Raw genomic sequence first — 23,309 nt, 5'->3', positions numbered from 1 at the left:
GGTACTGCAGGGGGGACCCTGTGGGAGAGTAGGACACCGCCGAACAATTTTTGGGGAAACCCCCGCATCGAAAGATGCGGGGGTTTTCTGCGTTCGGGGTCGTTTAAGGTCGAGCCATGCGCTACGACCTCATCATCTTCGACAACGACGGCGTCCTGGTGGACAGTGAGCCGATTTCCAACCGGCTCCTGGCCGCCTATCTGACCGAGCTGGGACACCCGACGTCGTACGAGGAGTCCATACGGGACTACATGGGATCGGCGATGCACCGGATCCACGACCTCGTCCTGGAGCGGACCGGGAGGCGGCTGCCGGACGACTTCGACGAGGTCTTCCATGCGCGCGTCTTCGCCGCCTTCGAGCAGGAGCTGAAGCCCGTGGCCGGCGTCAGCGGGGTGCTGGAGAAACTGGCCGCGGACGGGGTGCCGTACTGCGTGGCCTCCTCCGGGAGCCATGAGCGCATCAGGGTGGGACACCGCACGACCGGGCTCGACCGGTGGTTCGCGGAGGAGCGGATCTTCAGCTCGCAGGATGTGGGGCGGGGCAAGCCGGCGCCCGACCTCTTTCTGTACGCGGCCGAACGGATGGGGGCGGCCCCGGACAAGTGCCTGGTGGTGGAGGATTCACCACTGGGCGTCCAGGCCGCCCTGGCGGCCGGTATGGACGTGTACGGGTTCACCGCGATGACGCCGGCGGCGAAGCTCACCGGGGCGAACCAACTCTTCTCCAGCATGGGGGAGTTGGCTGACCTGCTGGTATGACCCGAGCCATCGGCCGGGTCTGACATTTGTCATGCGGAGCTCCGGACGATCGTTTCTACTGGCGGACCCCCGTCGGCGGCGAAGCTGAGGGCATGACGAAGAACACGGGGGCCCAGGGCCGGAGCAAGCAGCACAAGCAGAACCCGAGCGTGCTGGACAACTTCAAGCCGCTGCTCGTCGACGTGGCGGTGCCGCTCGGCTCGTACTACCTCTTCAAGGACGGCCTCGGGATGAGCACCTTCGCGGCGCTCGCCTGGAGCAGCGTGGTGCCGGCGGTGCGGACCGGGTGGGGCCTGGTCAAGGAGCGCAGGACCCATGCGCTGGCCGGGCTCATCCTCGTCGTGAACGTCGTCTCGCTGCTGCTGAGCTTCGTCTCGGGCGACCCCCGGCTCATGCTGGCCAAGGACAGCGGGGTCAGCAGCACGGTCGCCCTCGGCATCCTGGTCTCCGTCGGGCTCGGTAAGCCGATGATGACCGCCGCCATGAAGCCCTTCCTCATCAAGGGCGACGCGGCGAAGGAGGCCGCCTGGCAGCGGCTGGCGTCCGGAGCGGCGGCCGGATCCGCGGCCTTCCGGCGCAAGGAGAACGCGTTCTCCCTGGTGTGGGGGATGGCGCTGTTCGCCGAGTGCGTCGCACGGGTCGTGGGCGCGTACACCGTCCCCGTGGACACCATGGTGTGGCTCGGCACGGTCGTCATGATCGTGGCGGTCGGGATCGCCGTCGTGGTCGGCGGCGGCCTGGCCGTCGAGCCGATGGAGAAGATGCTCGCCGCCGAGGTAGAGGCCGGGGCCGGCCAGGGCGAACGGCTTGCGGTGGCCGTCGCCGCGTGACGACCGGCGCGACGACGTCCCGCGAGAGCGGGTGAAACTGAAGGAAATTCATCTTTGGCTGGATCTACCCACGGGTAGCCCGGGGTCCTACGCTCGCCGCCATGACTGATGTGCTGCGGCGCGGTAGGGCTTCGCTGGCGTTCAGCTTCTTCGCCCAGGGCGTCACCTTCGCCCTTCTGGTCACCCGCATCCCGGCCATCCAGGACCGGTACGGCGTCTCCGACGCGCTGCTGCCGGTCTTCCTGGCCGCCGTACCGATCCTCGCCGGTGTCGGCAGTGTGACCACCGAGCAGTTGGTGAAGCGGGCCCGGCCCGGTCGGCTGCTGCGCTGGTCCCAGCCGGTGGTGCTGCTGGCGCTGCTCGGGGTCGGAGCCGGCGGGCACGGGCAGGTGGTGGTGCTGGCGGCGGCGCTCGGCGTGTTCGGGCTGGCCGTGGGTGCGTTGGACGCCTCCATGAACATGCTCGGGGTCAGCCTGCAGCGGTCGTACAAGCGCAGCATCATGCTCGGTTTCCATGCCGCCTACAGCCTGGGCGGGATCGTGGGCGCCTCGCTGGCCTGGGCCGGGGCGCACTGGCAGTTGGCGCTGTGGGTGTCGTACCTGCCGGTGGTGGTCGTACTGCTGCCGGCGGTGCTCGTGGCGAGCCGGTGGTATGTCGACGGGGACGCCGTGCAGGTCCAGGAGGGGGAGCGAGGGCGGTCGAACGGTGTCGTCTTCACGCTGCTGTTGCCGTTGTGTCTGGTGATGACCGTCGCGTACATCGGGGACTCGACCGTCTCCAACTGGAGTGCGAAGTATCTGAAGGACGTGCTGGGCAGCTCCGAGCAGCTGGCGACGGTGCCGTACAACGTGTACATGGTGACCACGCTGGTGGGTCGGGCCGTCGGGGACTTCGGGGTGCGGCGGTTCGGGGCCGTGGCGGTCGTACGGCTCGGGGCGTTGGTCGCGGCCGGTGGCTTCGCGGTGGTGGCCTCGGCCTCCGGCGCATGGGTGGGGATGCTCGGGTTCACCCTGCTGGGGCTCGGGCTGTGCGTTCTGGTGCCGCAGGCGTTCGCGGCGGCCGGGCGGTTGTTCCGTGGGGCGTCGGATGCCGCCATCGCGCGGCTCAACGTCTTCAACTACGTCGGTTTCCTGGTCGGCTCTCCGTTGGTGGGGGCGCTCGGGGATGCGTGGAGCTACCGGGGGGCCATGCTGGTGCCGATGGTGTTGGTGCTGGTGACATTGGTGTACGCCGGGTCGTTCGCCGCTCAACCGGACCGATACGGTGGCGGGCATGAGCGGCCGCGCACAGCTGATGTGGGACGAGGGAGTAACGGGCTATGACTTCGGCCCGGACCATCCGATGGACCCGGTCCGCCTGGAGCTGACCCGGAAACTGGTGGGCGCCTTCGGGCTCGACCGGGAGATGCGGGTCGTCGCGGCGAAACCGGCCGGGGAGTCGACGCTGCGGCTGGTCCACCGGGAGGACTACATCGACGCCGTGAAGGCCGCGTCCGCCGATCCGGCGGGGGCGCGTGGGGCGTACGGGCTCGGGACGATGGACGATCCCGCGTTCGCCGGGATGCACGAGGTGTCCGCGCTGATCGCCGGGCAGTCGGTGGGGGCCGCCGAGGCGGTGTGGCGGGGGGATGCCGACCACGCCGTGAACTTCGCGGGCGGGCTGCATCATGCGATGCCGGGGGGTGCGTCGGGGTTCTGCGTCTACAACGACGCGGCGCTGGCGATCGCCCGGCTGCTGGAGCTGGGGGCCGAGCGGGTCGCCTATGTGGACGTCGACGTGCATCACGGGGACGGGGTGCAGGCGGCGTTCTGGGAGGATCCGCGGGTTCTGACGGTCTCGCTGCATGAGCATCCCCGTACGTTGTTCCCGCAGACCGGGTGGCCGCAGGAGACCGGGGCGGGGGCGGGCGAGGGGGCCGCGGTGAACGTGGCGCTGCCGGCGGGGACCGGGGACGCGGGGTGGGTGCGGGCGTTTCACGCGGTGGTGCCGGAGCTGCTGGCCGAGTTCCGGCCGCAGGTGATCGTCACGCAGCACGGGGCCGATACGCACTTCGAGGATCCGTTGGCGCATCTCGCCGTTTCGCTGGACGCGCAGCGGGCGGTGCAGGTGGCGTGCCATGAGCTGGCGCACGAGTACGCCGGGGGGAAGTGGGTCGCGCTGGGCGGAGGCGGGTACGCGGTGGTCGACGTCGTGCCGCGGTCGTGGACGCATCTGGTGGGGATCGCGGCGGGGCGGCCGATCGCTCCGGAGACGGTGATTCCCGAGGGGTGGCGGCAGGCGGTGTTCGCACGGACTCGGCAGTTGGGCCCGCAGCGGATGACCGATGGGCGGTGGCCGGTGAACTGGGCGTCCTGGGAGGCCGGTTACGACCCTGCGGACCGGCTCGATCAGGCTGTACTGGCTACTCGGCGGGCGGTGTTCCCGTTGCGGGGGCTGTTGCCCTGAAGGCTGTTCGGCGTCGGTGCCGGCCGGGAGTGGGGCCGCTTGCCCGTGCCGGCGGCTGCCGCTGCACCCCTTCCGAGCCACCCCTGGCGGCACGACTGCCCGCGCTTGCGCGGCTGTCCATTACGCCGACCGTGCGGTCTTTCCCCGTTCCGGCATCGCCCGGCACCCCCGATGAGTCAGCATCGCATCCGTGTCGACCGCCGCCGAGCTCCGTGCGCATCTGTTGGCCGTTCGGCTGGCCGGGGTGGTGGGGACCTCGCGGGAGGACAGCCTGCGGAGTTATCGGCTGTTCGCGGCGCGGGACCCGCGCGTGCTGATCGGCATCGATCCCGAACGGACTTGGAATCAGGGGGATTTACTCGCGCTGATGGCGGAGAAGTGCGGTGTTTCGGGCGATCCCCGGCACACGTCCGGTCCGGATGTGATCGACCCGGAGCGGACGCTGGCCGCGCTGGACGCTTTCGCCGAGCGGATCCGTGAGGTCGCCCGGCGGGGCGCGCCCGTGCTGTTCGGCACCGGGCATCCGCAGCGGCTGCTCGGGTTCTACGCCGGCCTGGCGGACGCCCTCTCGGCGGCGGGGTGTGAGGTGCTCAGCCCGGCGCAGGGTCGCTGTGTCGACATATTGACCCGGTTCGGTCTACGTACGCACCGCCTCGACTACGTACGAGGGGTTGCGTTGGTGCGAGAACCGGGGGCCGAGCGCCCCGGTTGTGAGCCGGGTGTCCACAGTCATTCACCGCTCCCGGTTCGGGTCGCGCTCGAGGCCGCGGCGGAGTGCGGGGGGTCGTTGCCGGAACTGGTCGTCGGGGACCACGGGTGGGTCTGCGGCGCTGGTCAGCTGGGGTTCGAGGCGATCGGGCTGGCCGACACGGACGATCCCGCGCTGTTCGTGGGGGAGGCAGAGGGGCGCGTGTCCGTCGTCGTTCCGGTTGATGACGCCGTGCGATCCGATTGCTACCGTCCGCTGACCCGCTACGTACTCAAACGAGCGTGTCTGTCACAGTAGGGCAGTGATGGGTGCACCTCTTCCCCACTTGCATCACCCGCCCCTACATTGGGGAGTGAGCACGCAGCGACGAAGAGTCACCGGAAGGGGAAGCCGGTGGCCGTCGAGTGCGGAAGGTTCAGGTGTGTCATGGCTGCAGCTGGCGAGAGGCCTCTGAACGAGGTTCAGTTCCTTACCGTGGCGGAGGTCGCCACGGTGATGCGAGTGTCGAAGATGACCGTGTACCGGCTGGTGCACAGCGGTCATCTGCCCGCGATCCGGGTGGGGCGGTCCTTCCGCGTCCCGGAGCAAGCGGTACACGAGTACCTCCGCGACAGCTATGTGGGGGTGGAAACGGCCTGACGGTGCGTTCGCAAGACCCTGGAGCACCCCTCGATTACGACCTCGGCGCTCGGTTGGGTAGGCTAGCCCCTCGTAGGTCGTGTGGGCCCATGGCGCCCAAACAACCGAGTGATGAGAAGTGAGCGAGGGTAGTCGTGGGCTCTGTTATCAAGAAGCGGCGCAAGCGGATGGCCAAGAAGAAGCACCGCAAGCTGCTCAAGCGCACGCGCGTTCAGCGTCGCAACAAGAAGTAAGCGGCGCCGCCAGGGCGTGTACCTGTGGCCCCCCACCAGCAGTGGTGGGGGGCCACAGGCGTATCCGCCGACGGATCCCCGGGCACCCGCCGTATGCCGATGGGGGACATTCGGTCACCTCGCGCAGCGGGCGGGCATCACAGCGCAACGTCTACCCGCTAAGTTGGCCGCACACGGGGAACGCGGGATACCGGTAACGCGGGAAGGAAGGCGCTGATCTTGGCGAAGGTCGTGCTCGTCACCGGAGTGGCCCGGCAGCTGGGCGGCCGGTTCGTGCGGCGGATCCAGCGGGACCCGGAGGTCGACCGCGTGGTCGCGGTGGACGCGGTGCCGCCCGAGCACCATCTGGGCGGGGCCGACTTCATCCAGGCCGACATCCGGCAGCCGACCATCGCCCGCGTGCTCGCCGAGACGGGCGCCGACACGGTCGTCCACATGGACGTGACGGGCACGGCCCTCGGCGGCGGCAGCCGGGCCACGGTCAAGGAGACCAACGTCATCGGCACCATGCAGCTGCTCGGCGCCTGCCAGAAGTCGCCGACCGTCAAGCGGCTGGTGGTGAAGTCCAGCACGAACGTGTACGGGTCGGCGCCGCGTGATCCCGCCGTGTTCACCGAGACGACCCCGCCCAAGTCGCTGCCCAGCGGCGGTTTCGCGAAGGACGCCGTCGAGGTCGAGGGATATGTGCGCGGGTTCGCGCGGCGGCGGCCGGACGTCGCCGTGTGCGTGCTGCGGTTCGCCAACATCCTGGGGCCGGCCGCGGACACCCCGCTCGCCTCGTACTTCGCGCTGCCGGTCCTGCCGACCGTGTTCGGCTACGACCCGCGGCTGCAGTTCGTGCACGAGGACGACGTCATCGAGGTGCTGCGGATCGCCTCGCACGAGCCGCGCCGCGGCACCCTCAACAGCGGCACCTTCAACATCGCCGGGGACGGTGCCCTGCTGCTCTCGCAGTGCTCCCGGCGGCTGGGCCGCCCCACCGTGCCGCTGCTGCTGCCCGCCGTCACGTGGGCCGGCTCCCTGGTCCGTACGCTGGGTATGACGGACTTCTCACCCGAGCAGATCCGGCTGCTCACCCACGGGCGGGTCGTGGACACCGTCCAGATGCGCGAGACGCTGGGTTTCACGCCCAGGTACACGACGGCGGAGACGTTCGCGGACTTCGCGCGCGGCCAGGGCCCCGGGCTGCTGCCGCCGGAGGCTCTCGCGGGGGCCGTCGACCGGATCGCCGCGCTGGCCGCACAGAGCGGCGGCCGGCCCACGACGCACAGCGCCAACTGAGGAGCGCAGCAACGATGGCGGACGCCAAGGTCATTCCGTTCGACGACGACCGGTCCCGCGGGAACGCCGCGCAACGCCCGGCACGGCGCCGGAGTGCGGGGAGCCGGCGCAAGGGCGGCGAGAGCGCCATGGCGCGCGGGGCCGGGGAGACCGGGGAGATCGGCGAGGTCCAGCCTCTGCCGGGCCGGGCGCAGGCGCAGGATGATGGGGCCGTGAGCCGCGAGGAGGAGCCGCTGGGGCCGTCGGAGGCCGGCGCGCGTGACGGCGGCCTGGAGCGGCGTGTGGCGGCCGGGCTGGCCTTCCTGCGGCGCCGGCTGACCGGGGAGTACGAGGTCGACGACTTCGGCTACGACGAGGAGCTGACCGACCAGGTCCTGATGTCGCTGCTGCGGCCGGTGTACGAGAAGTACTTCCGGGTCGAGGTGAAGGGCATCGAGAACATCCCGGCCAAGGGCGGGGCGCTGATCGTCGCGAACCACTCCGGGACGCTGCCGCTGGACGGGCTGATGATGCAGGTCGCCGTGCACGACCACCACCCGGCCGGCCGGCATCTGCGGCTCCTCGCGGCCGACCTGGTCTTCGTGCTGCCGGTGGTCAACGAGCTGGCCCGCAAGCTGGGGCACACCCTGGCCTGTGCGGAGGACGCCGAGCGGCTGCTGGGGCAGGGCGACCTGGTCGGGGTGATGCCGGAGGGCTTCAAGGGCATCGGGAAACCTTTCAGCGAGCGCTACAAGCTCCAGCGGTTCGGTCGTGGCGGCTTCGTCTCCACGGCCCTGCGCCAGGGCGCGCCGATCATCCCGTGCTCGATCGTGGGGGCCGAGGAGATCTACCCGATGATCGGCAACGCGAAGACGCTCGCCCGGCTGCTGGGTTTCCCGTACTTCCCGTTGACGCCGACCTTCCCGTGGCTGGGCCCACTGGGCGCGATCCCGCTGCCGACGAAGTGGACGATCCAGTTCGGTGAGCCGATCCCGACGGACGGCTATCCGCCGGAGGCGGCCGAGGACCCGATGCTGATGTTCAACCTCACCGACCAGGTCCGCGAACAGATCCAGCACACGCTGTACAAGCTCCTGGTGCAGCGGAGGTCGGTCTTCTTCTGAGGGCTGATGCGTGTGTGTGGACGACGATGGGGGCGCCGCGCTCGGGAGGGGCGCCCCCATCGTTGGTGCCGTACGGCGTCAGTCCGCGTCCTCGCTGTCGATGCCCAGGCCGGGCAGCAGGTCAGGGAGAAGCGGGGGAATGGTGACGTCCGGCTCGCCCGTCGGGGACTTGCTGTCGGACGGGGAACCGCCACCGCCGGTACCGGTCTTCGGCGGTTCGAGCAGGCCGCCCGTGTTGCCCCCGATCAGGCTGTCGTCGCTGTCCCCGGTGGCCGAGCCGCTGGGGCTGCCGGAGCCGGTGTGCCTGCCGGAGGACGGGGTGTTGCCGGAGCTGGGCGCGGTCGACCGGTGGGTGCCGGAGGAGCCGGTGGACGCCGAGCCGGAGCCCCCCTCCCGCTTGCCGCCGCCGGGCCGGGCCGGCTGCTGCGGAAGCAGGGACTGCAGCGGGGCGACTTCTTCGTCTATGGCGTCGAACACCGACGACACCTGCTGTTTGACGTCCCCGAGCTGCGTGGGCAGCTTGTCGCTGAGCGCGCTCCACACCTCGCGGTGGGACCGCGAGAAGGTGGAGAGTGCCTGGATGGGGCCCAGCGAGTCGGGATCGGCCTCGTAGGCCGCGTGCAGCAGCCGGTGGCCCTCGGTGACGTCGTGCTGCATGCCGGACAGGGTGCGGCGGATCTCGCCGATGGACTCGTGGTCGAGATGGCCGCCGCGGCCGCGCTCCAGCAGCCGGCGGGCCTCGCTGAGCCGGGTGGAGGCCTGGTCGAGGTACGTCTGGCCGCGCTGGTCGTCGCCGTCGGCCAGATAGTTGAGCTTGAAGTCCTCGATGCCGCGTTTGAGCCCGTACAGCGAGTCGCCGGGCAGGGCGTCGGAGCTGGCGGCGGCGACGCCGCCGAAGGCCCCGGCGGCCACGCCGACGCTCAGCCCGCCCGCGGCGAGCCCCTTGGTCAGTCTGGAACGCGGGCGGAGTTTGCCCAGCGGACTCGCCCGGTGCGCGCCCTTGGCCCGATGAGGGCGCTGCTCCGGCACCGACGCATCCGCCGCCCCCGTCCCCTCCTGGAGCATGGCCTCCATCGCGGCCACCAGCTGGGCGCGCTGGACGACCTTGACCTCGGGGTCGAGCTGCGGCTTGGGCAGCGCGCCGAGACCCGCCGCCAGGGCCAGCAGGGGGCCCTGTTCGGCGTGTTCCCCGGCGGCCGGCGGTGATTCCGCCGGTGCTGCGGACTGCTCGGCCGCCGTGTCCCGGTCGGACTGCTCCTCCAGGGCCTGGGCGAAGGCGTTCGCCCGCCGGTGCGCCGATACGTTCGCGATCACTGGCGGCACCTCCTCTCGTCATGACGGTCGACTCCCCAGGGGGTCCTGAGGGTTGCACGCCCACGACCAGTTCACACGATCGAGCGATCAGGGTCGGCCGGGACGTGACCACAGGGAGCCTGTATCCCGCACAACGAGTGGCTCGGCACTTGGGTTACGGACGGCAGGTGACCGGATCAGAATGGCAACGGACCTTCACACAGCGTGAGTTGAGCGTTGCCCTGCGTGGCGCACCGGGTCGCCGGTTCAGCGCGCGTCGTCCGGTAGGAGCCGGGCGAGGGTACGCACGGCACGGTACTGGAGGGTCTTGATCGCGCCCTCGTTCTTGCCCATGACCCGGGCGGTCTCGGCGACCGAGAGGCCCTGGAGGAAGCGCAGCGTCACGCACTCCTGCTGCTGCGGGTTGAGCCGGCGCACGGCGTCCAGGAGGGCGGCGTTCGACAGGGACTCCAGGACGGAGTCCTCCGGGGAGCGCTCGACCTCGTTGGCGTCCAGCATCTCGCCGGTGGTGACCTCGAGACGGAAGCGGCTGGACTTGAAGTGGTCGGCGACGAGGTTCCGGGCGATCGTGACCAGCCACGCCCCGAAGTCCCGTCCCTGCCAGGTGAAGGTGCCGATCCTTCTGAGGGCCCGCAGAAAGGTCTCGCTCGTGAGATCCTCGGCGGTCGCGCGGCCGCCGACGCGGTAGTAGATGTACCGGTACACGGTGTCGCTGTACTGGTCGTACAGGCGCCCGAAGGCCTCGGCCTCCCCCGCCTGGGCGCGCTCGACGAGGTCCATCATCCGCGCGCTGTCGCTGTCCGCGGCGGGACGGCGGGCGGTGGCGGGGCCGGCGGAGCGCCCTCGTCTGCCGACCGCGGCGCTGCCGTCGGCCAGTGCGTAGCACGGGCCGATGGGCGCGGCGGTGGCGAAGGCGGGGACGGCGTACGCGGCGGGGACGAGGCCGCGCAGCGTCTCTTTGACCGTCGCGACCGTTGCGCGCAGCGTAGCCAGGCCCGAGGCGTCAACCCCGACGTGTGGGTACACGGGACTCCCAGAGGCAGAGCTTCCATCACGTGCAGTGCGGGACCGTTCACCCGTCGTAGCGACGGAGGGGTACCGGTTTGCGTCTGAGGAGAATAACGCTTCGTACAGGCCCTGCTACACCGAGTTGCTCAAATCACCGATTGCGTCGCTTCTGTGTCCGATTGACGCCCTATCACGTTCCGTAGGGTGATCGGTTGTTGATCGGAAAGGGGCTGATTTCGGCGAACAACGGGGCGTGTTGAAATGGCCGCGGCATAATTCGGGCGCGCGGGACGGGGGCTGGGCGGAAAGGGAGCGCCGCGTACCGCGCGGCCGGTGGCGGCGGGGCCGCGGCCGGGGGACGGCTCGCGGTGCTGTGGCGGTGGGCCGCACCGCGGCCACGCGGAGCTACCGGCGTCGCCGGCTGAGGGCGATGGCCGCCGCTGTGCCGCCGGCGACCGCGCCGACGCCTGCCGCTGCCGGGATGCCGACCTTCGCCGCCTTGCGTCCGGTGCGGTAGTCGCGCAGGCGCCAGTCCTTCTCGCGGGCGTGCCTGCGGAGCTTGGCGTCCGGGTTGATGGCGTAGGGGTGGCCGACCAGGGACAGCATGGGGATGTCGTTGTGGCTGTCGCTGTAGGCCGCGCAGCGGGAGAGGTCCAGGCCCTCCGCCGCGGCCAGCGCGCGGACCGCCTCCGCCTTCGCGGGGCCGTGCAGCGGTTCGCCCACCAGCTTGCCGGTGTAGACGCCGTCGACCGATTCCGCGACCGTGCCGAGCGCGCCGGTCAGGCCGAGGCGGCGGGCGATGACCTGGGCGATCTCCACCGGCGCGGCCGTGACCAGCCACACCTTCTGGCCCGCGTCCAGGTGGGCCTGGGCCAGGGCGCGGGTGCCCGGCCAGATGCGGTCGGCCATGTACTCGTCGTAGATCTCCTCGCCGATCGTCTCCAGCTCGGCGACGCGGTGGCCCTTGACGATGGACAGGGCCGAGTCGCGGGCGTCCTGCATGTGCTCCGGATCCTCGACCCCGGCCAGCCGGAACCACGCCTGCTGCCAGGCGAACCTGGCCAGGTCCCGCGTCTCGAAGAACTTGCGCTTGTACAGGCCCCGGCCGAAGTGGAACAGCGCGGCGCCCTGCATCACGGTGTTGTCGAGGTCGAAGAAGGCGGCCGCCTTCTCGTCGCCGATCACCGGGAACTGAGGTTCCTCGGCGGACTGCGGAGCTTCCTGCGAGGACTTGCGGGCGGCCTCCGCCGAGGCCTCGCCTGCCAACACGCTCCGCGCCGTGGCGGAGCGCCTACGGGGAGTGAGCCATCCGAGAGCGGCCATGCCGTGAGCATAGCCAGTCTGTTCGGTGCTTCCGGCGCCAGAGAGGTTCGAACGGTGTGAACTCTCGGTGGCCGTGTCGTCGAACGGGGCGCGAGCAGCCGCGGGGCGCAGTGGCGGACGCGGGACAATGGTCGGCATGAGTCCCCTCTTCCGACGCAAGGCGGCCGGGCCCCGTGAGCGGCTGGTCACCCTCATCCGCAAGCCCGGCTGTCATCTGTGCGACGACGCCGAGCTGGTGATCGACAAGGTCTGTGGCGAACTCGGCGTGTCCTGGGAGCAGAAGGACATCACCGAGGACCGGCAGCTGCACGACCGGTACTGGGAGCAGATTCCGGTCGTACTGATCGACGGCGAACAGCACACCTTCTGGCGCGTGAACGAGGAGCGACTGCGCCGGGCACTGACCGAGTAGTCCAAACTGGCCCGGAAAGTCGCTTAGGATCGACGGCGATTTGGTCTCGGGGGCGGGATTCGTGAGGAGCGTGTGCGGTTTTGCCCCCAGTAACGAAGGAACGGCGGTGCGTATGTACCGGTTCCCGCCAGGGGCGTACCAGTCGCGTGACACCGGTCACTTCTGCCGGGCAAATCGGACACCATCTTTGTGCACGCGTTCACAAAGACATAGCCTGCTGTCGACGGGGCGGTCTGGGGACGCATGACCGCCTACAGCCCCGCTCTACCCGCAGGAGCACCGTGGCAACTGGCCGAACACACCGACCGGCGACCCGTAGCCGAGGGATTCCCGAGGCCACCGTCGCCCGGCTTCCGCTGTACCTCCGAGCCCTGACCGCACTGTCGGAGCGCTCGGTCCCCACGGTCTCCTCCGAGGAGCTGGCCGCGGCGGCGGGAGTCAACTCCGCCAAGCTGCGCAAGGACTTCTCCTACCTGGGCTCCTACGGAACGCGCGGTGTCGGCTACGACGTGGAGTATCTCGTCTACCAGATCTCCCGCGAACTCGGCCTGACCCAGGACTGGCCGGTCGTGATCGTCGGTATCGGTAACCTCGGCGCGGCGCTGGCCAATTACGGGGGGTTCGCCTCCCGCGGCTTCCGGGTCGCCGCCCTCATCGACGCCGACCCGGCGATGGCGGGGAAGCCGGTGGCGGGCATCCCCGTCCAGCACACCGACGACCTCGAGAAGATCATCAAGGACAACGGGGTCTCCATCGGCGTGATCGCCACCCCGGCGGGTGCCGCCCAGCAGGTCTGCGACCGGCTGGTGGCCGCGGGGGTCACCTCGATCCTGAACTTCGCGCCGACCGTGCTGTCCGTCCCGGACGGCGTCGACGTGCGCAAGGTCGACCTCTCCATCGAGCTGCAGATCCTCGCCTTCCACGAGCAGCGCAAGGCCGGCGAGGAGACCGCGGCCGGCGACGGCGCCCTGCCCGCGGCCGCTCGCCGTGGCGCAGCCGCCGACGATTCCGCCGACCAGGGGCCCGAGGGGGACGTACCCGCCGTGATGCCGGCATGAGTCTTCTCGTCGTGGGCCTCAGCCATCGCAGCGCCCCGGTCAGCGTGCTGGAGCGGGCCGCGCTGAGCGCCGACGCCCAGACCAAGCTGCTGCAGGACACGGTCGCCGCCGAGCCCGCCACCGAGGCCGCGGTGCTCGCCACCTGCAACCGCATCGAGCTGTACGCCGACGTGGACAAGTTCCACGCCGGTGTCGCCGAGCTGTCCACGCTGCTCGCCCAGCACAGCGGGGTCGGCCTGGAAGAGCTGACGCCCTATCTCTACGTGCACTACGAGGACCGGGCCGTCCACCACCTGTTCTCGGTGGCCTGCGGGCTGGACTCGATGGTCGTCGGCGAGGGGCAGATCCTCGGTCAGATCAAGGACTCGCTGGCCAGGGCACAGGAGCTGCACACCGCCGGACGGTTGCTGAACGACCTGTTCCAGCAGGCCCTGCGCGTCGGCAAGCGCGCCCACTCCGAGACCGGTATCGACCGCGCCGGGCAGTCCCTGGTCACCTTCGGCCTGCAGCAGCTGGCCGTCGGTGCGGACGTCGCCGCCTGGGCAGCGGGCAAGAAGGCGCTGGTCATCGGCGCCGGATCGATGTCCTCGCTGGCCGCCGCCACGCTCGCGCGAGCCGGGGTGGCCGAGGTCGTCGTCGCCAACCGCACCTTCGAGCGCGCCGAGCGGCTCGCCCAGATCCTGACCGAGGGCGACGACACCGCCGTGACCGCCCGCGCGGTACCGATGGACGCGGTGCCCGGCGAGCTGACACGTGCCGACGTCGTCGTCTCCTGCACGGGGGCGACGGGCCTGGTGCTCACGGCCGAGACGGTCGCGCAGGCGGTCGAGGGCCGCACCGGGCAGCCCGTGGCCGAGATCGCCGACAGCGCGCCCACGGCCGCGAAGGGCAAGGCGCCACTGCCGCCCACCAGTGTCGGCACCGACGACAACTGCCCGCTGGACCTGGCCGCCGTGCAGTCCGGTTTCTCCCTCATGGGCGAAGCCGCCGTGGCCGGCATGGACGCGGCCACGCTGGAGCAGCACGCGGCCTGGGCCGCGGGCGGAACGATCGACCGCCGGGAGCGCCGTACGCCCGAGGCGGACGCCGAGCTGATCACCGCGCTCGCCGCGACCGCCGCCACGGTCGGCCGCATCCCCGAGCGGCGCAGGCCCGAGCCGGTCGCCGTGATCCCGCGCCCGGCGCCCTCCCTGTTCCTCCTCGACCTGGCCATGCCCCGCGACATCGACGCGGCCGTGCACCGGCTGGCCGGGGTGCGCCTGGTGGACATCGAGTCGCTGGCGGAAGCTTCCGCCGACGCCCCGATGGCGGCCGACGTCGACCAGGTCCGGCGTATCGTCTCCGATGAGGTCGCGGCCTTCGGTGCGGCACAGCGGGCGGCGCACATCACGCCGACCGTGGTCGCGCTGCGCACCATGGCCGCCGACGTCGTCGCCCATGAGATCGCGCGGCTCGACGGCCGCCTGCCCGACCTGGACGAGCGCCAGCGCGGCGAGATCCGGCAGGCCGTGCACCGGGTCGTCGACAAGCTGCTGCACGCGCCGACCGTACGGGTCAAGCAGCTCGCGGCCGAGCCCGGCGGCGCCGGGTACGCGGACGCGCTGCGCACCCTGTTCGACCTCGACCCCGAGACGGTGGCCGCCGTCTCCCGGGCCGGGGACAGCACAGACAAGAAGGACCGACCGGCATGACTGAGAAGGCTTTGAGGCTGGGGACCAGGCGGAGCAAGCTCGCCATGGCCCAGTCCGGGCAGGTGGCGGAGACCGTCCGCCAGGTGACCGGACGGCCCGTCGAGCTGGTCGAGATCACCACGTACGGCGATGTCTCCCGCGAGGCCCTCGCGCAGATCGGCGGCACGGGCGTGTTCGTCACGGCGCTGCGCGACGCGCTGCTCACGGGCGAGGTCGACTTCGCGGTTCATTCGCTCAAGGACCTGCCGACCACGCAGCCCGGGGAACTGGTCCTGGCCGCCGTACCGGTGCGCGAGGACCCCAGGGACGTGATCGTCGCCCGGGACGCGCTGAAGTTCACCGACCTGCCGCGCGGCGCCCGCATCGGTACCGGCTCCCCGCGCCGCATGGCGCAGCTGAACGCGTACGCCCGCGCCCACGGCCTGGACATCGAGACGGTCCCGATACGCGGCAACGTCGACACCCGCATACGGTACGTGCGCGACGGCGAACTGGACGCGGTCGTCCTGGCCGCCGCCGGACTGAACCGGATCGGCCGGATCGACGAGGTGACCGACTTCCTGTCGGTCGACACGGTTTTGCCCGCCCCCGGCCAGGGGGCCCTGGCGATCGAGTGCGCCGCGGACAACGCGGACCTCATCGCGGCGCTCGGCGAACTCGACGACCCGTACACGCGGGCCGCCGTCACCGCCGAACGGTCACTGCTCGCCGCCCTGGAGGCCGGGTGCAGCGCCCCTGTGGGCGCGCTGGCCGACCTTCTGGCCGACGGGCAGATTGTCAAGGAAATGCGCCTGCGCGGCGTCGTCGGTACGACCGACGGCACCCGCATGGTGCAGCTGTCCACCACCGGTCCCGTGCCCCAGACGCACGACCAGGCGATGGCACTCGGTCGCGAACTCGCCACCGAGATGCTCGCCCAGGGCGCGGCCGGTCTGATGGGGGAGCGAGCACAGTGAGCCCCACCACCCTTCCCACCGGCCTCGAACACGGGCACGTCACCTTCCTCGGTGCCGGACCCGGGGATCCGGGACTGCTGACTCTGCGCGCCGTGGAGGCGTTGTCGAACGCGGACGTCCTGATCGCCGAGCACGAGGTGCTCGATGTGATCCGGACGCACGCCCGACAGGGCGTTTCCGTCGTGCGGACAGACGTCGTACCGACAGATGCAGCTCCCTCCGCGGTCTCACCGCCGGGCACGGGCACGCCGCAGCTCACGGTCGTTGACGGCACGTCAACAACCGCCGCTGCCCGGGCCGCTGCCCGGGATGCCGCTCATCTTGTCATGCAGGCTGCGCGGGGCGGCAGGCGGGTCGTCCGTGCGGTGTCCGGGGACCCGGGACTTGATACGTACGCGGCCGAGGAAATGCTCGCCTGCGCCGCCGCCGGTGTGCCCTTCGAGGTCGTACCGGGTGTGGCGGCCGCGGTCGGGGTGCCGGCGTACGCCGGTGTGCCGCTGCGGGACGCGCAGGGCGCGGACGTCCGGTTCGTGGACGCCCGTACCGCCTCCGAGCGCTGCTGGACGGAGGTGGGCGCCTCGGACGGCACGGTCGTCGTCTCGACGACGCTGGACTCCGTGGCGGCCGCCGCCGGTGAACTGGTCTCGGCGGGCCGCAAGCCGGACACGCCCCTGACGGTCACCATCGCCGGTACGACGACTCGTCAGCGCACCTGGACGGCGACGCTCGGGACGATCGCGCAGACGCTGAAGCAGGCGAAGGTGCTGCCGTCGCCGGACGGCGGCCGGCCGGTGATAGCCGTGGTCGGTGAGCGTTCCGCCGCCGCCCAGCGCGACCAGCTGTCGTGGTTCGAGTCCAAGCCGCTGTTCGGCTGGAAGGTGCTCGTGCCGCGTACGAAGGAGCAGGCGGTGTCGCTCTCCGACCAGCTGCGGTCCTACGGCGCCGTGCCGCACGAGGTCCCGACGATCGCCGTCGAACCGCCGCGCACGCCCCAGCAGATGGAACGTGCCGTCAAGGGCCTGGTGACGGGCCGCTACGAGTGGATCGCGTTCACGTCGGTCAACGCGGTCAAGGCGGTACGCGAGAAGTTCGAGGAGTACGGCCTGGACGCCCGTGCCTTCGCGGGCATCAAGGTGGCCGCGGTGGGCGAGCAGACGGCCAAGGCGCTGATCGCCTTCGGCGTGAAGCCGGACCTGGTGCCGAGCGGGGAGCAGTCGGCCGCCGGACTGCTGGAGGACTGGCCGCCGTACGACCCGGTGTTCGACCCGATCGACCGGGTCTTCCTGCCGCGAGCCGACATCGCCACCGAGACACTGGTCGCCGGGCTCATCGAGCTGGGCTGGGAGGTCGACGACGTCACGGCCTACCGGACCGTGCGGGCCTCGCCGCCGCCGGCGGAGACGCGCGAGGCGATCAAGGGCGGCGGTTTCGACGCCGTTCTCTTCACGTCGTCGTCCACGGTGCGCAACCTGGTGGGCATCGCCGGTAAGCCGCACAACGTGACGGTGATCGCCTGTATCGGCCCGGCCACGGCGAAGACGGCCGAGGAGCACGGTCTGCGGGTCGATGTCATGGCCCCGGAGCCGTCCGTGCACAAGCTGGCGGAAGCGCTGGCCGACTTCGGGATGCGGCGCCGGGCCGCCGCGCTGGAGGCCGGGGACCCGGTGACGCGGCCGAGCGAGCGCCGGCCGGGGGCACGCAGGCGCCGTACGACCACCTGAGCGACCAGGGGGCTGTGACCCCTGGTCCCCCCCGGAAACCGTCGGCGCGGAAGCGGGCGGGTGCAGCGACGGGAGTACTCGGAATGGGCTGGACCGAGCGCGCCGTTGTCCGTGACGGGGTCCGGCTGGTCTGCCGTGACTGGGGTGGCTGCGGTCCGCCCGTGCCGCTGTTGCACGGACTGGCGGGTCACGTGGGCGAGTGGGACGCGCTCGCCCGGGACCTGCGCCGCCACCATCGCGTCGTCGCCGTCGACCAGCGCGGTCACGGTGCCAGCGAGCGCCGCCCGCGCGATGTGTCCCGGGCCGCGTACGTCGCCGACGTGGCCGCCGTCGTCCGCGACCTCGGCCTGCGCAGGGCCGCCCTGGTCGGCCAGTCGCTGGGCGGCCACACCGCCCTGCTCACCGCCGCCGCGCATCCCGGCCTCGTCTCCGCGCTCGTCCTGGTGGAGGCAGGCCCCGGTGGCTCGAACGTGCAGGCGCAGATCGGCGCATGGCTCGACTCCTGGCCCACGCCGTTCCCCTCGCGCGAGGCCGCCGTCGCCCACCACGGCGGCGGGCCGGTCGGGGAGGGCTGGGCCGCCGGCCTGGAGAGGCGCGACGACGGCTGGTGGCCACGCTTCGACCGGGACGTGATGGTCGACTCGGTGGCGGAGAACGCCCGGCGCTCCTTCTGGGAGGAGTGGACGAGCATCGCCTGCCCGACCCTGGTCGTCCTGGCGCAGTCCGGCATCGTCCCGCCGGAGGAGTTCGACGGCATGCTTCGCCGGCGGCCGCGGACGGTGGCCGTCGGTGTCCCGGGAACCGGACACGATCTGCACATGGAGCGGCTCGCTGTGCTCACCGGACTGGTGCGGAGCTTCCTCGCGGAGCATGCCGGACACGGAGGCTGAACGGCCCCGCGCGAAAGGCCGGGGAACGGCCGTGGAACGGCCGGCGCGGGCCGACAGGGCGTCGGCAAAGGCGCAGGGCGGGCGGGCGTAGCGTAGAAGGCATGACGAAGTACGGATCTTTTCCCGGTACGCGTCCCCGGCGGCTGCGGACCTCGCCCGTCATGCGGCGGATGGTCGCCGAGACGCGACTGCACCCCGCCGACTTCATCCTTCCGGCGTTCATCCGGGAGGGCGTCAGCGAGCCGGTGCCGATCGCTGCGATGCCCGGTGTCGTGCAGCACAGCCGGGACAGTCTGAAGAAGGCCGCGCTGGAGGCGGTGGAGGCCGGGATCTCCGGGATCATGCTGTTCGGCGTGCCGGAGGAGTCCAAGAAGGACGGCCAGGGCACGACCGGTACCGACCCGGACGGGATCCTGCAGGTCGCGCTGCGCGATGTGCGGGCCGAGGTCGGCGACGACCTGCTCGTCATGTCCGACCTGTGCCTGGACGAGTTCACCGACCACGGGCACTGCGGGGTGCTGGACGCCGAGGGGCGGGTCGACAACGACGCCACCCTGGAGCGGTACGCCGAGATGGCTCAGGTGCAGGCCGACGCGGGCGCCCATGTCGTGGGCCCCAGCGGGATGATGGACGGGCAGATCGGCGTCGTCCGCGACGCGCTCGACCAGATCGGCCGGGAGGACGTGGCGATCCTCGCCTACACCGCCAAGTACTCCTCCGCCTTCTACGGCCCCTTCCGGGAAGCCGTCGGGTCGTCGTTGCAGGGCGACCGGAAGACCTACCAGCAGGACCCCGCCAACTGGCGGGAGTCGCTGCGGGAGCTGGAACTGGACCTGGCCGAGGGCGCGGACATGGTGATGGTCAAGCCGGGCGGGCCGTACCTGGACATCCTGGCCCGGGTCGCCGACAGCGTGGACGTGCCCGTCGCCGCCTACCAGATCTCCGGCGAGTACTCGATGATCGAGGCCGCCGCCGAGAAGGGCTGGATCGAGCGGGACCGGGCCATCGTCGAGACCCTGACCGGCATCAAGCGGGCCGGGGCGCGGAACATCCTCACGTACTGGGCGACCGAGGTGGCGCAGAAGCTGCGCTGAACGCCGCCCGGCGGTGCCGGGCGGCGCCCCGGAGGTTCACCAGCTGAGCGCGTCGTCCGCGTCTCGCTGCCAGTAGGTCACCGTCAGCGAGCTGTCGTAGTAGACCCCCTTGGCCGGCAGGGACGGGGTCGCGGCGGGGCCGCCGCTGCTGTTCGGCGTGCGGCCCTGGAAACCCACCGTCAGCTTGTGGGCGGTCATGCCGCCGCTGCCGCTGCCGTCGGCGGCCGACAGCAGGACACCCGCGTAGCCGGACTCGCCGGGCGCGAGGCTCGTCACCGCCTGCGGGTGGGTCGCCTCGGCCGCCTGGGGCACCCACTGCATCTCGTCGAAGCGCAGGACCGGGTAGTACGTCAGCTCGCACGTCTTGTCGCCGGTGTTCCTGACCGCGATCAGCATGTGGTTGAGGGGCCTGGGCACCGGCTCCACGCTGACCGTCGTGTTGGAGCCGTTGCACAGGACGGTCGTCGGCCGGCCGGGATCCGATGCGGTGCCGGGCGCCTTGGAGGTTCCGCTCTTGCCGGAGCCGGAGCCGGAGCCGGAGCCGGAGCCGGAGCCGGAGCCCTTGCCCGACGTCGAGCCGCTTTCCGTGCCGGTCGTGCCGGTGGAGCCGGACTCGCCGCCGGCGCCGGTGGTGTCGGCGGCGCTGTCGGCCGTGGGCTTCGCGGACGGGGTGGAGGAGCGGGCCGCCGCCGATGAGGACACGGACGCCGCCCCCTCGTCCTTCGTTCCCGATCCGCCGTCGCACGCCGTGAGCGCGAGGGCGGCGAGGGCGGCTCCGGTGACGGCGAGCAGGGAGGTACGGCGCGTACGCATGGCAGAGTCCTCTTTCGAGTAGGTGGGGTCGGTCGCCAGACCGCTCGACCGGTCGTCGGGAGCGGCGTTCGGGATGTCCACAGCTTGTGGGACGATCCGTTCCGCCCGCCATGCCCGGCGGGCGATCAGGGACGCTGGAACGCCGACCTCGGCTCTGAGCTGGGGAAACACCTCCTCCCTGGAACGGGGGAATGGAACGGAAGGTGGGGGAACGGGTGTCGGACGGCACTGCGGGGGGGCTTTTCGCGGCGATGCTGCGGGAGCTGAAGGACCGCTCGGGGCTCAGCTACGGCGCGCTCGCCAAGCGGCTCCACACGAGTACGTCGACGCTGCACCGGTACGTCAACGGGGACGCCGTACCGGCGGACTACGCACCGGTGGAGCGGCTGGCCCGGATCTGCAGGGCCACGCCGGAGGAACTGGTCGAGCTGCACCGCCGGTGGGTGCTGGCGGATGCGCTGCGCGGGCGGAAGGGGGACGCCCAAGGTCCTCGGGCGCCGGAAGCCGGCGACGGGCCGTTGGCCCGGGAAGCGGCTGACGGGCCGTTGGCCCCGGAAGAGGCTGCTGCGCCTGCGGCTTCGGAAGCGGCCCAGGGCCCTGCTGTCGTGGAGAGCACTGGTGGTGCCGAGGGTGCCGAGGCCGCTGGTGGTGCCGGGGTCGCCGGGGTACCGGAGTCGGAGGATGGCCCTCCGGCGTCGGGTTCCGGGGCGGACGCGGAGCCGGGGACCGTGGTCACCTCCGCCGGGGCGGGCGGTGCGGGCAGGCGGCGCCGGGTCCGGGCCGTCCTTGTCGCCGGTATCGCCGGCGCCGCCGTCCTCGGGGCCGTCGCCCTGGCCGTGCGGTTTCCTGACGGTCACTCGGACGACGCCGGGGGCAGGCCCGTCGGGGCGACCCAGGCACCGGACCGGACGCCCGGTCGTACGCACCCCTCGGTGACGCCGAGTCACAGCACCTCGCCCTCGGGCTCCCCGTCGGCCTCCTCGTCCGCCTCTGCCTCTGCCTCTGCCTCCGCCTCCGCGTCGGCCGAGGGCGGCCCCAGCACGGGCGGCGAGCGCAGGCCCTCGTCGGGTACCGCCGCCGGCGCCGCTCCGCTGACGGTGGTCACCAACCCGTACGCCTGGAGCAGCCCCTGCTCCGGGCGCTATCTGATCAACCGGCCCCCGGCACAGGTCCACCCGCCGCCGACCGAGTCCGGCGCGACCGCCTGGGTCGCCGCGCACGGTGCCGTCTCCTCCGGGGAGCAGGAGGTCACGCTCACCGTGCAGGGGACCGGGAAGGCGACCGTGGTGGTGGAGAGTCTGGCGGTCGTGTCGTCCACCAAGCGCGCACCGCTCGCCTGGAACGACTACGCCATGGGCTATCCGGGCGTCGGCTGCGGCGGCGCGGTGCCGAGCCGCTCCTTCAGCGTGGCCCTCGACGCGGCCCGCCCCGCCGTCGTACCCGAGGCGGGCCACCGTGACTTCCCGTTCAAGGTGAGCGAGTCGGACCCGGAGGTGTTCCACATCAACGCCGACGCCTCCGCGTACGACGTGAGCTGGTACCTGGAACTGGCCTGGTCCAGCGGCTCACGCCGGGGTGTGCTGCGGGTCGACGACCACGGCCGGCCGTTCCGCACGAGCGGCAACAACGGCCGCCCGGCCTATGAGTTCCCGCTGGGTGGCTCGGGGTGGGTCAAGGAGGGCACGACCCAGTTCTGAGCGGCCGCGCGGTGTTGTCCGGATCCCGGAACTATCGGTGTAGCCGGCACCTAACTCCCTACGCTGCGGACGAGACGCCCGCACCCGAAGGAGAGCCGTGCCATGACCGTCACCGAGTCCGCGCCGTCCGCGCCGTCCGCTGCCCCCGTTCCACCGCTCGCCGCCCGTGCCCGCAGCGTGGGCGGCTCGCCGGTCCGGGACATCCTCGCGGTGACCGCACGCCCCGAGGTCATCAACTTCGCCGGCGGCCTCCCGGCACCGGAACTCTTCGACCGGGACGGCATAGCGGCCGCGTTCCAGGAGGTGCTGGCTCACACCCCGGCCCAGGCGCTCCAGTACTCCACCACTGAGGGCGAACCGGCGCTGCGCGCGGGGCTGGCGTCCCGAGTCACCGCCGCGGGTCTGCCCACCGGCCCCGACGACCTGCTGATCACGACCGGTTCGCAGCAGGCGCTGTCCCTCCTGGCGACGGCCCTGCTCGAACCCGGCGACACCGTCCTCGTCGAGAACCCCTGCTACCTCGCGGCGCTCCAGGTCTTCGGCCTGGCCGGCGCGCGGGTGGTCGCCGTGCCGGGCGACGAGGACGGAGCGGACCCGCAGGCTCTGGAGGAGGCGGTCCGCCGCGAGCGTCCGAAGCTGCTCTACCTCGTCCCCACCTTCCAGAACCCCACCGGCCGTACGATGCCCGCGCCGCGTCGCGAGGCGATCGCCGCCGTGGCCGCCCGCGAGGGGCTGTGGATCATCGAGGACGACCCGTACGGCGAACTCCGCTACGACGGCGAGCGCGTCCCCTGGATCGCGTCCTTCCCCGGCGCCGGGGACAGGACGGTCCTCCTCGGCTCCCTCTCCAAGGTGATGGCCCCCGGCCTGCGCCTGGGCTGGCTGCGCGCCCCCGCCGGACTGCGCCCGGCGTGCGCGGTCGCCAAGCAGGCGGCGGACCTGCACACGCCGACGGTCAACCAGTTGGCGGCGGCCCGGTACCTGGACGTTCTGGACGCGCATGTCGCGCGGGTGCGGGCCGTGTACGGCGAACGCCGGGACGCGATGCTCGCCGGGCTGGCCGAGGCCCTGCCCGAGGGCGCGTCGTGGACCCGTCCCGAGGGCGGCATGTTCCTGTGGGTCAGACTGCCGGAGACGTACGACACCACGGCCCTGCTCCCGAGGGTGGTGGAGCGGGACGTGGCGTACGTCCCCGGTGCCCCCTTCTACGCCGGGGAACCCGACCGCTCGACGCTCCGCCTGTGCTTCGTGACGCAGACGCCGCCGGAGATCCGGGAGGGGCTGCGGAGGCTGGGCAGGGGACTGAGCTGACGGGGGTTGCGCTGACGGGA

The 23,309-nt window shown here is 71.7% G+C and carries 22 protein-coding genes; 18 read left to right on the top strand and 4 right to left on the bottom strand.

Translation table 11 applies throughout. From position 1 onward, the window contains the following. Positions 1–116 precede the first annotated feature (116 nt). The 9 genes from ACGFRF_RS24490 (at position 117) to ACGFRF_RS24450 (ending at position 8,001) form a co-directional block, all read left to right on the top strand. Positions 117–761: an HAD family hydrolase gene (locus tag ACGFRF_RS24490; protein ID WP_393743236.1), complete on the top strand. Its 645-nt coding sequence runs from the start codon at positions 117–119 to the stop codon at positions 759–761. Between the two features lie 92 nt (positions 762–853). Continuing rightward, positions 854–1,591 (top strand): VC0807 family protein, encoded by a 738-nt coding sequence (locus ACGFRF_RS24485; protein WP_393743234.1) that lies wholly within the window; start codon positions 854–856, stop codon positions 1,589–1,591. Between the two features lie 101 nt (positions 1,592–1,692). Beyond that, positions 1,693–2,913, top strand: coding sequence for an MFS transporter (locus ACGFRF_RS24480; RefSeq protein WP_393743232.1), 1,221 nt, complete (start codon positions 1,693–1,695; stop codon positions 2,911–2,913). Next, positions 2,864–4,036, top strand: coding sequence for an acetoin utilization protein AcuC (locus ACGFRF_RS24475; protein WP_393743230.1), 1,173 nt, complete (start codon positions 2,864–2,866; stop codon positions 4,034–4,036). Before ACGFRF_RS24480 ends, ACGFRF_RS24475 begins: the two co-directional genes overlap by 50 nt. 190 nt (positions 4,037–4,226) lie before the next feature. Then, positions 4,227–5,042 carry a phosphatase gene (locus ACGFRF_RS24470; protein ID WP_393743228.1) on the top strand — a complete coding sequence of 272 codons (816 nt, stop codon included), beginning with the start codon at positions 4,227–4,229 and terminating at the stop codon, positions 5,040–5,042. 129 nt (positions 5,043–5,171) lie between these two features. Beyond that, complete coding sequence (locus tag ACGFRF_RS24465; protein ID WP_046417307.1) at positions 5,172–5,384, top strand: helix-turn-helix domain-containing protein; 213 nt, start codon at positions 5,172–5,174, stop codon at positions 5,382–5,384. Positions 5,385–5,518: 134 nt separating this feature from the next. Beyond that, positions 5,519–5,617, top strand: a complete 99-nt coding sequence (locus ACGFRF_RS24460) for a 30S ribosomal protein bS22 (protein ID WP_003948845.1) — start codon at positions 5,519–5,521, stop codon at positions 5,615–5,617. Positions 5,618–5,836: 219 nt separating this feature from the next. Further along, on the top strand, positions 5,837–6,898 hold the full coding sequence (locus ACGFRF_RS24455; RefSeq protein WP_393743226.1) for an NAD-dependent epimerase/dehydratase family protein: 1,062 nt from the start codon (positions 5,837–5,839) through the stop codon (positions 6,896–6,898). Between the two features lie 14 nt (positions 6,899–6,912). Beyond that, entirely contained in the window at positions 6,913–8,001 is a 1,089-nt protein-coding gene (locus ACGFRF_RS24450) for a lysophospholipid acyltransferase family protein (protein WP_393743224.1), read from the top strand. A 78-nt stretch (positions 8,002–8,079) separates the two neighbouring features. On the opposite strand, the gene ACGFRF_RS24445 is transcribed toward ACGFRF_RS24450, so the two are convergent. The 3 genes from ACGFRF_RS24445 to ACGFRF_RS24435 form a co-directional block, all read right to left on the bottom strand. Further along, a complete protein-coding gene (locus tag ACGFRF_RS24445; RefSeq protein WP_393743222.1) occupies positions 8,080–9,315 on the bottom strand; it encodes a DUF5667 domain-containing protein in 1,236 nt (411 codons plus the stop codon). Between the two features lie 246 nt (positions 9,316–9,561). Then, positions 9,562–10,341, bottom strand: coding sequence for an ECF subfamily RNA polymerase sigma factor, BldN family (locus ACGFRF_RS24440; protein WP_393743220.1), 780 nt, complete (start codon positions 10,339–10,341; stop codon positions 9,562–9,564). Between the two features lie 387 nt (positions 10,342–10,728). After that, the gene (locus ACGFRF_RS24435) at positions 10,729–11,646 is read right to left on the bottom strand and encodes an HAD family hydrolase (protein ID WP_393743218.1); all 918 of its coding nucleotides are present in this window, start codon (positions 11,644–11,646) and stop codon (positions 10,729–10,731) included. A 136-nt stretch (positions 11,647–11,782) separates the two neighbouring features. Here ACGFRF_RS24435 and ACGFRF_RS24430 point away from each other — a divergent pair, with 136 nt between their 5' ends. The 7 genes from ACGFRF_RS24430 to hemB all read left to right on the top strand — a co-directional run bounded on the left by ACGFRF_RS24430 (position 11,783) and on the right by hemB (position 19,468). Then, the gene (locus tag ACGFRF_RS24430; RefSeq protein WP_393743216.1) at positions 11,783–12,058 is read left to right on the top strand and encodes a glutaredoxin family protein; all 276 of its coding nucleotides are present in this window, start codon (positions 11,783–11,785) and stop codon (positions 12,056–12,058) included. Between the two features lie 281 nt (positions 12,059–12,339). After that, positions 12,340–13,116: a redox-sensing transcriptional repressor Rex gene (locus ACGFRF_RS24425; RefSeq protein WP_393743214.1), complete on the top strand. Its 777-nt coding sequence runs from the start codon at positions 12,340–12,342 to the stop codon at positions 13,114–13,116. Beyond that, positions 13,113–14,807 (top strand): glutamyl-tRNA reductase, encoded by a 1,695-nt coding sequence (locus ACGFRF_RS24420; protein ID WP_393743212.1) that lies wholly within the window; start codon positions 13,113–13,115, stop codon positions 14,805–14,807. The genes ACGFRF_RS24425 and ACGFRF_RS24420 overlap by 4 nt, the downstream gene beginning before the upstream one ends. Next, positions 14,804–15,763 carry a hydroxymethylbilane synthase gene (gene hemC, locus ACGFRF_RS24415; RefSeq protein WP_393743210.1) on the top strand — a complete coding sequence of 320 codons (960 nt, stop codon included), beginning with the start codon at positions 14,804–14,806 and terminating at the stop codon, positions 15,761–15,763. The genes ACGFRF_RS24420 and hemC overlap by 4 nt, the downstream gene beginning before the upstream one ends. Further along, positions 15,760–17,484: a uroporphyrinogen-III synthase gene (locus ACGFRF_RS24410; RefSeq protein WP_393743208.1), complete on the top strand. Its 1,725-nt coding sequence runs from the start codon at positions 15,760–15,762 to the stop codon at positions 17,482–17,484. Before hemC ends, ACGFRF_RS24410 begins: the two co-directional genes overlap by 4 nt. Positions 17,485–17,567: 83 nt before the next feature. After that, on the top strand, positions 17,568–18,374 hold the full coding sequence (locus ACGFRF_RS24405) for an alpha/beta fold hydrolase (protein WP_393743206.1): 807 nt from the start codon (positions 17,568–17,570) through the stop codon (positions 18,372–18,374). A gap of 101 nt (positions 18,375–18,475) precedes the next feature. Next, positions 18,476–19,468 (top strand): porphobilinogen synthase, encoded by a 993-nt coding sequence (gene hemB, locus ACGFRF_RS24400; protein WP_393743204.1) that lies wholly within the window; start codon positions 18,476–18,478, stop codon positions 19,466–19,468. Positions 19,469–19,504: 36 nt separating this feature from the next. Here hemB and ACGFRF_RS24395 read toward each other — a convergent pair whose 3' ends face one another. Continuing rightward, positions 19,505–20,281 carry a DUF4232 domain-containing protein gene (locus tag ACGFRF_RS24395; protein WP_393743202.1) on the bottom strand — a complete coding sequence of 259 codons (777 nt, stop codon included), beginning with the start codon at positions 20,279–20,281 and terminating at the stop codon, positions 19,505–19,507. A gap of 215 nt (positions 20,282–20,496) precedes the next feature. Here ACGFRF_RS24395 and ACGFRF_RS24390 point away from each other — a divergent pair, with 215 nt between their 5' ends. Both ACGFRF_RS24390 and ACGFRF_RS24385 read left to right on the top strand, forming a co-directional pair. Continuing rightward, entirely contained in the window at positions 20,497–21,978 is a 1,482-nt protein-coding gene (locus tag ACGFRF_RS24390; RefSeq protein ID WP_393743200.1) for a helix-turn-helix domain-containing protein, read from the top strand. Between the two features lie 102 nt (positions 21,979–22,080). After that, positions 22,081–23,289 carry a PLP-dependent aminotransferase family protein gene (locus ACGFRF_RS24385; protein WP_393743198.1) on the top strand — a complete coding sequence of 403 codons (1,209 nt, stop codon included), beginning with the start codon at positions 22,081–22,083 and terminating at the stop codon, positions 23,287–23,289. Positions 23,290–23,309: the final 20 nt, after the last annotated feature.

Origin of the sequence: Streptomyces sp. NPDC048521 (assembly GCF_043199855.1) — a bacterium.
Taxonomy (GTDB): Bacteria; Actinomycetota; Actinomycetes; order Streptomycetales; family Streptomycetaceae; genus Streptomyces.
The sequence above is the reverse complement of the archived record's forward strand: the minus strand, read 5'-3'. Positions and strand labels throughout refer to the sequence as shown.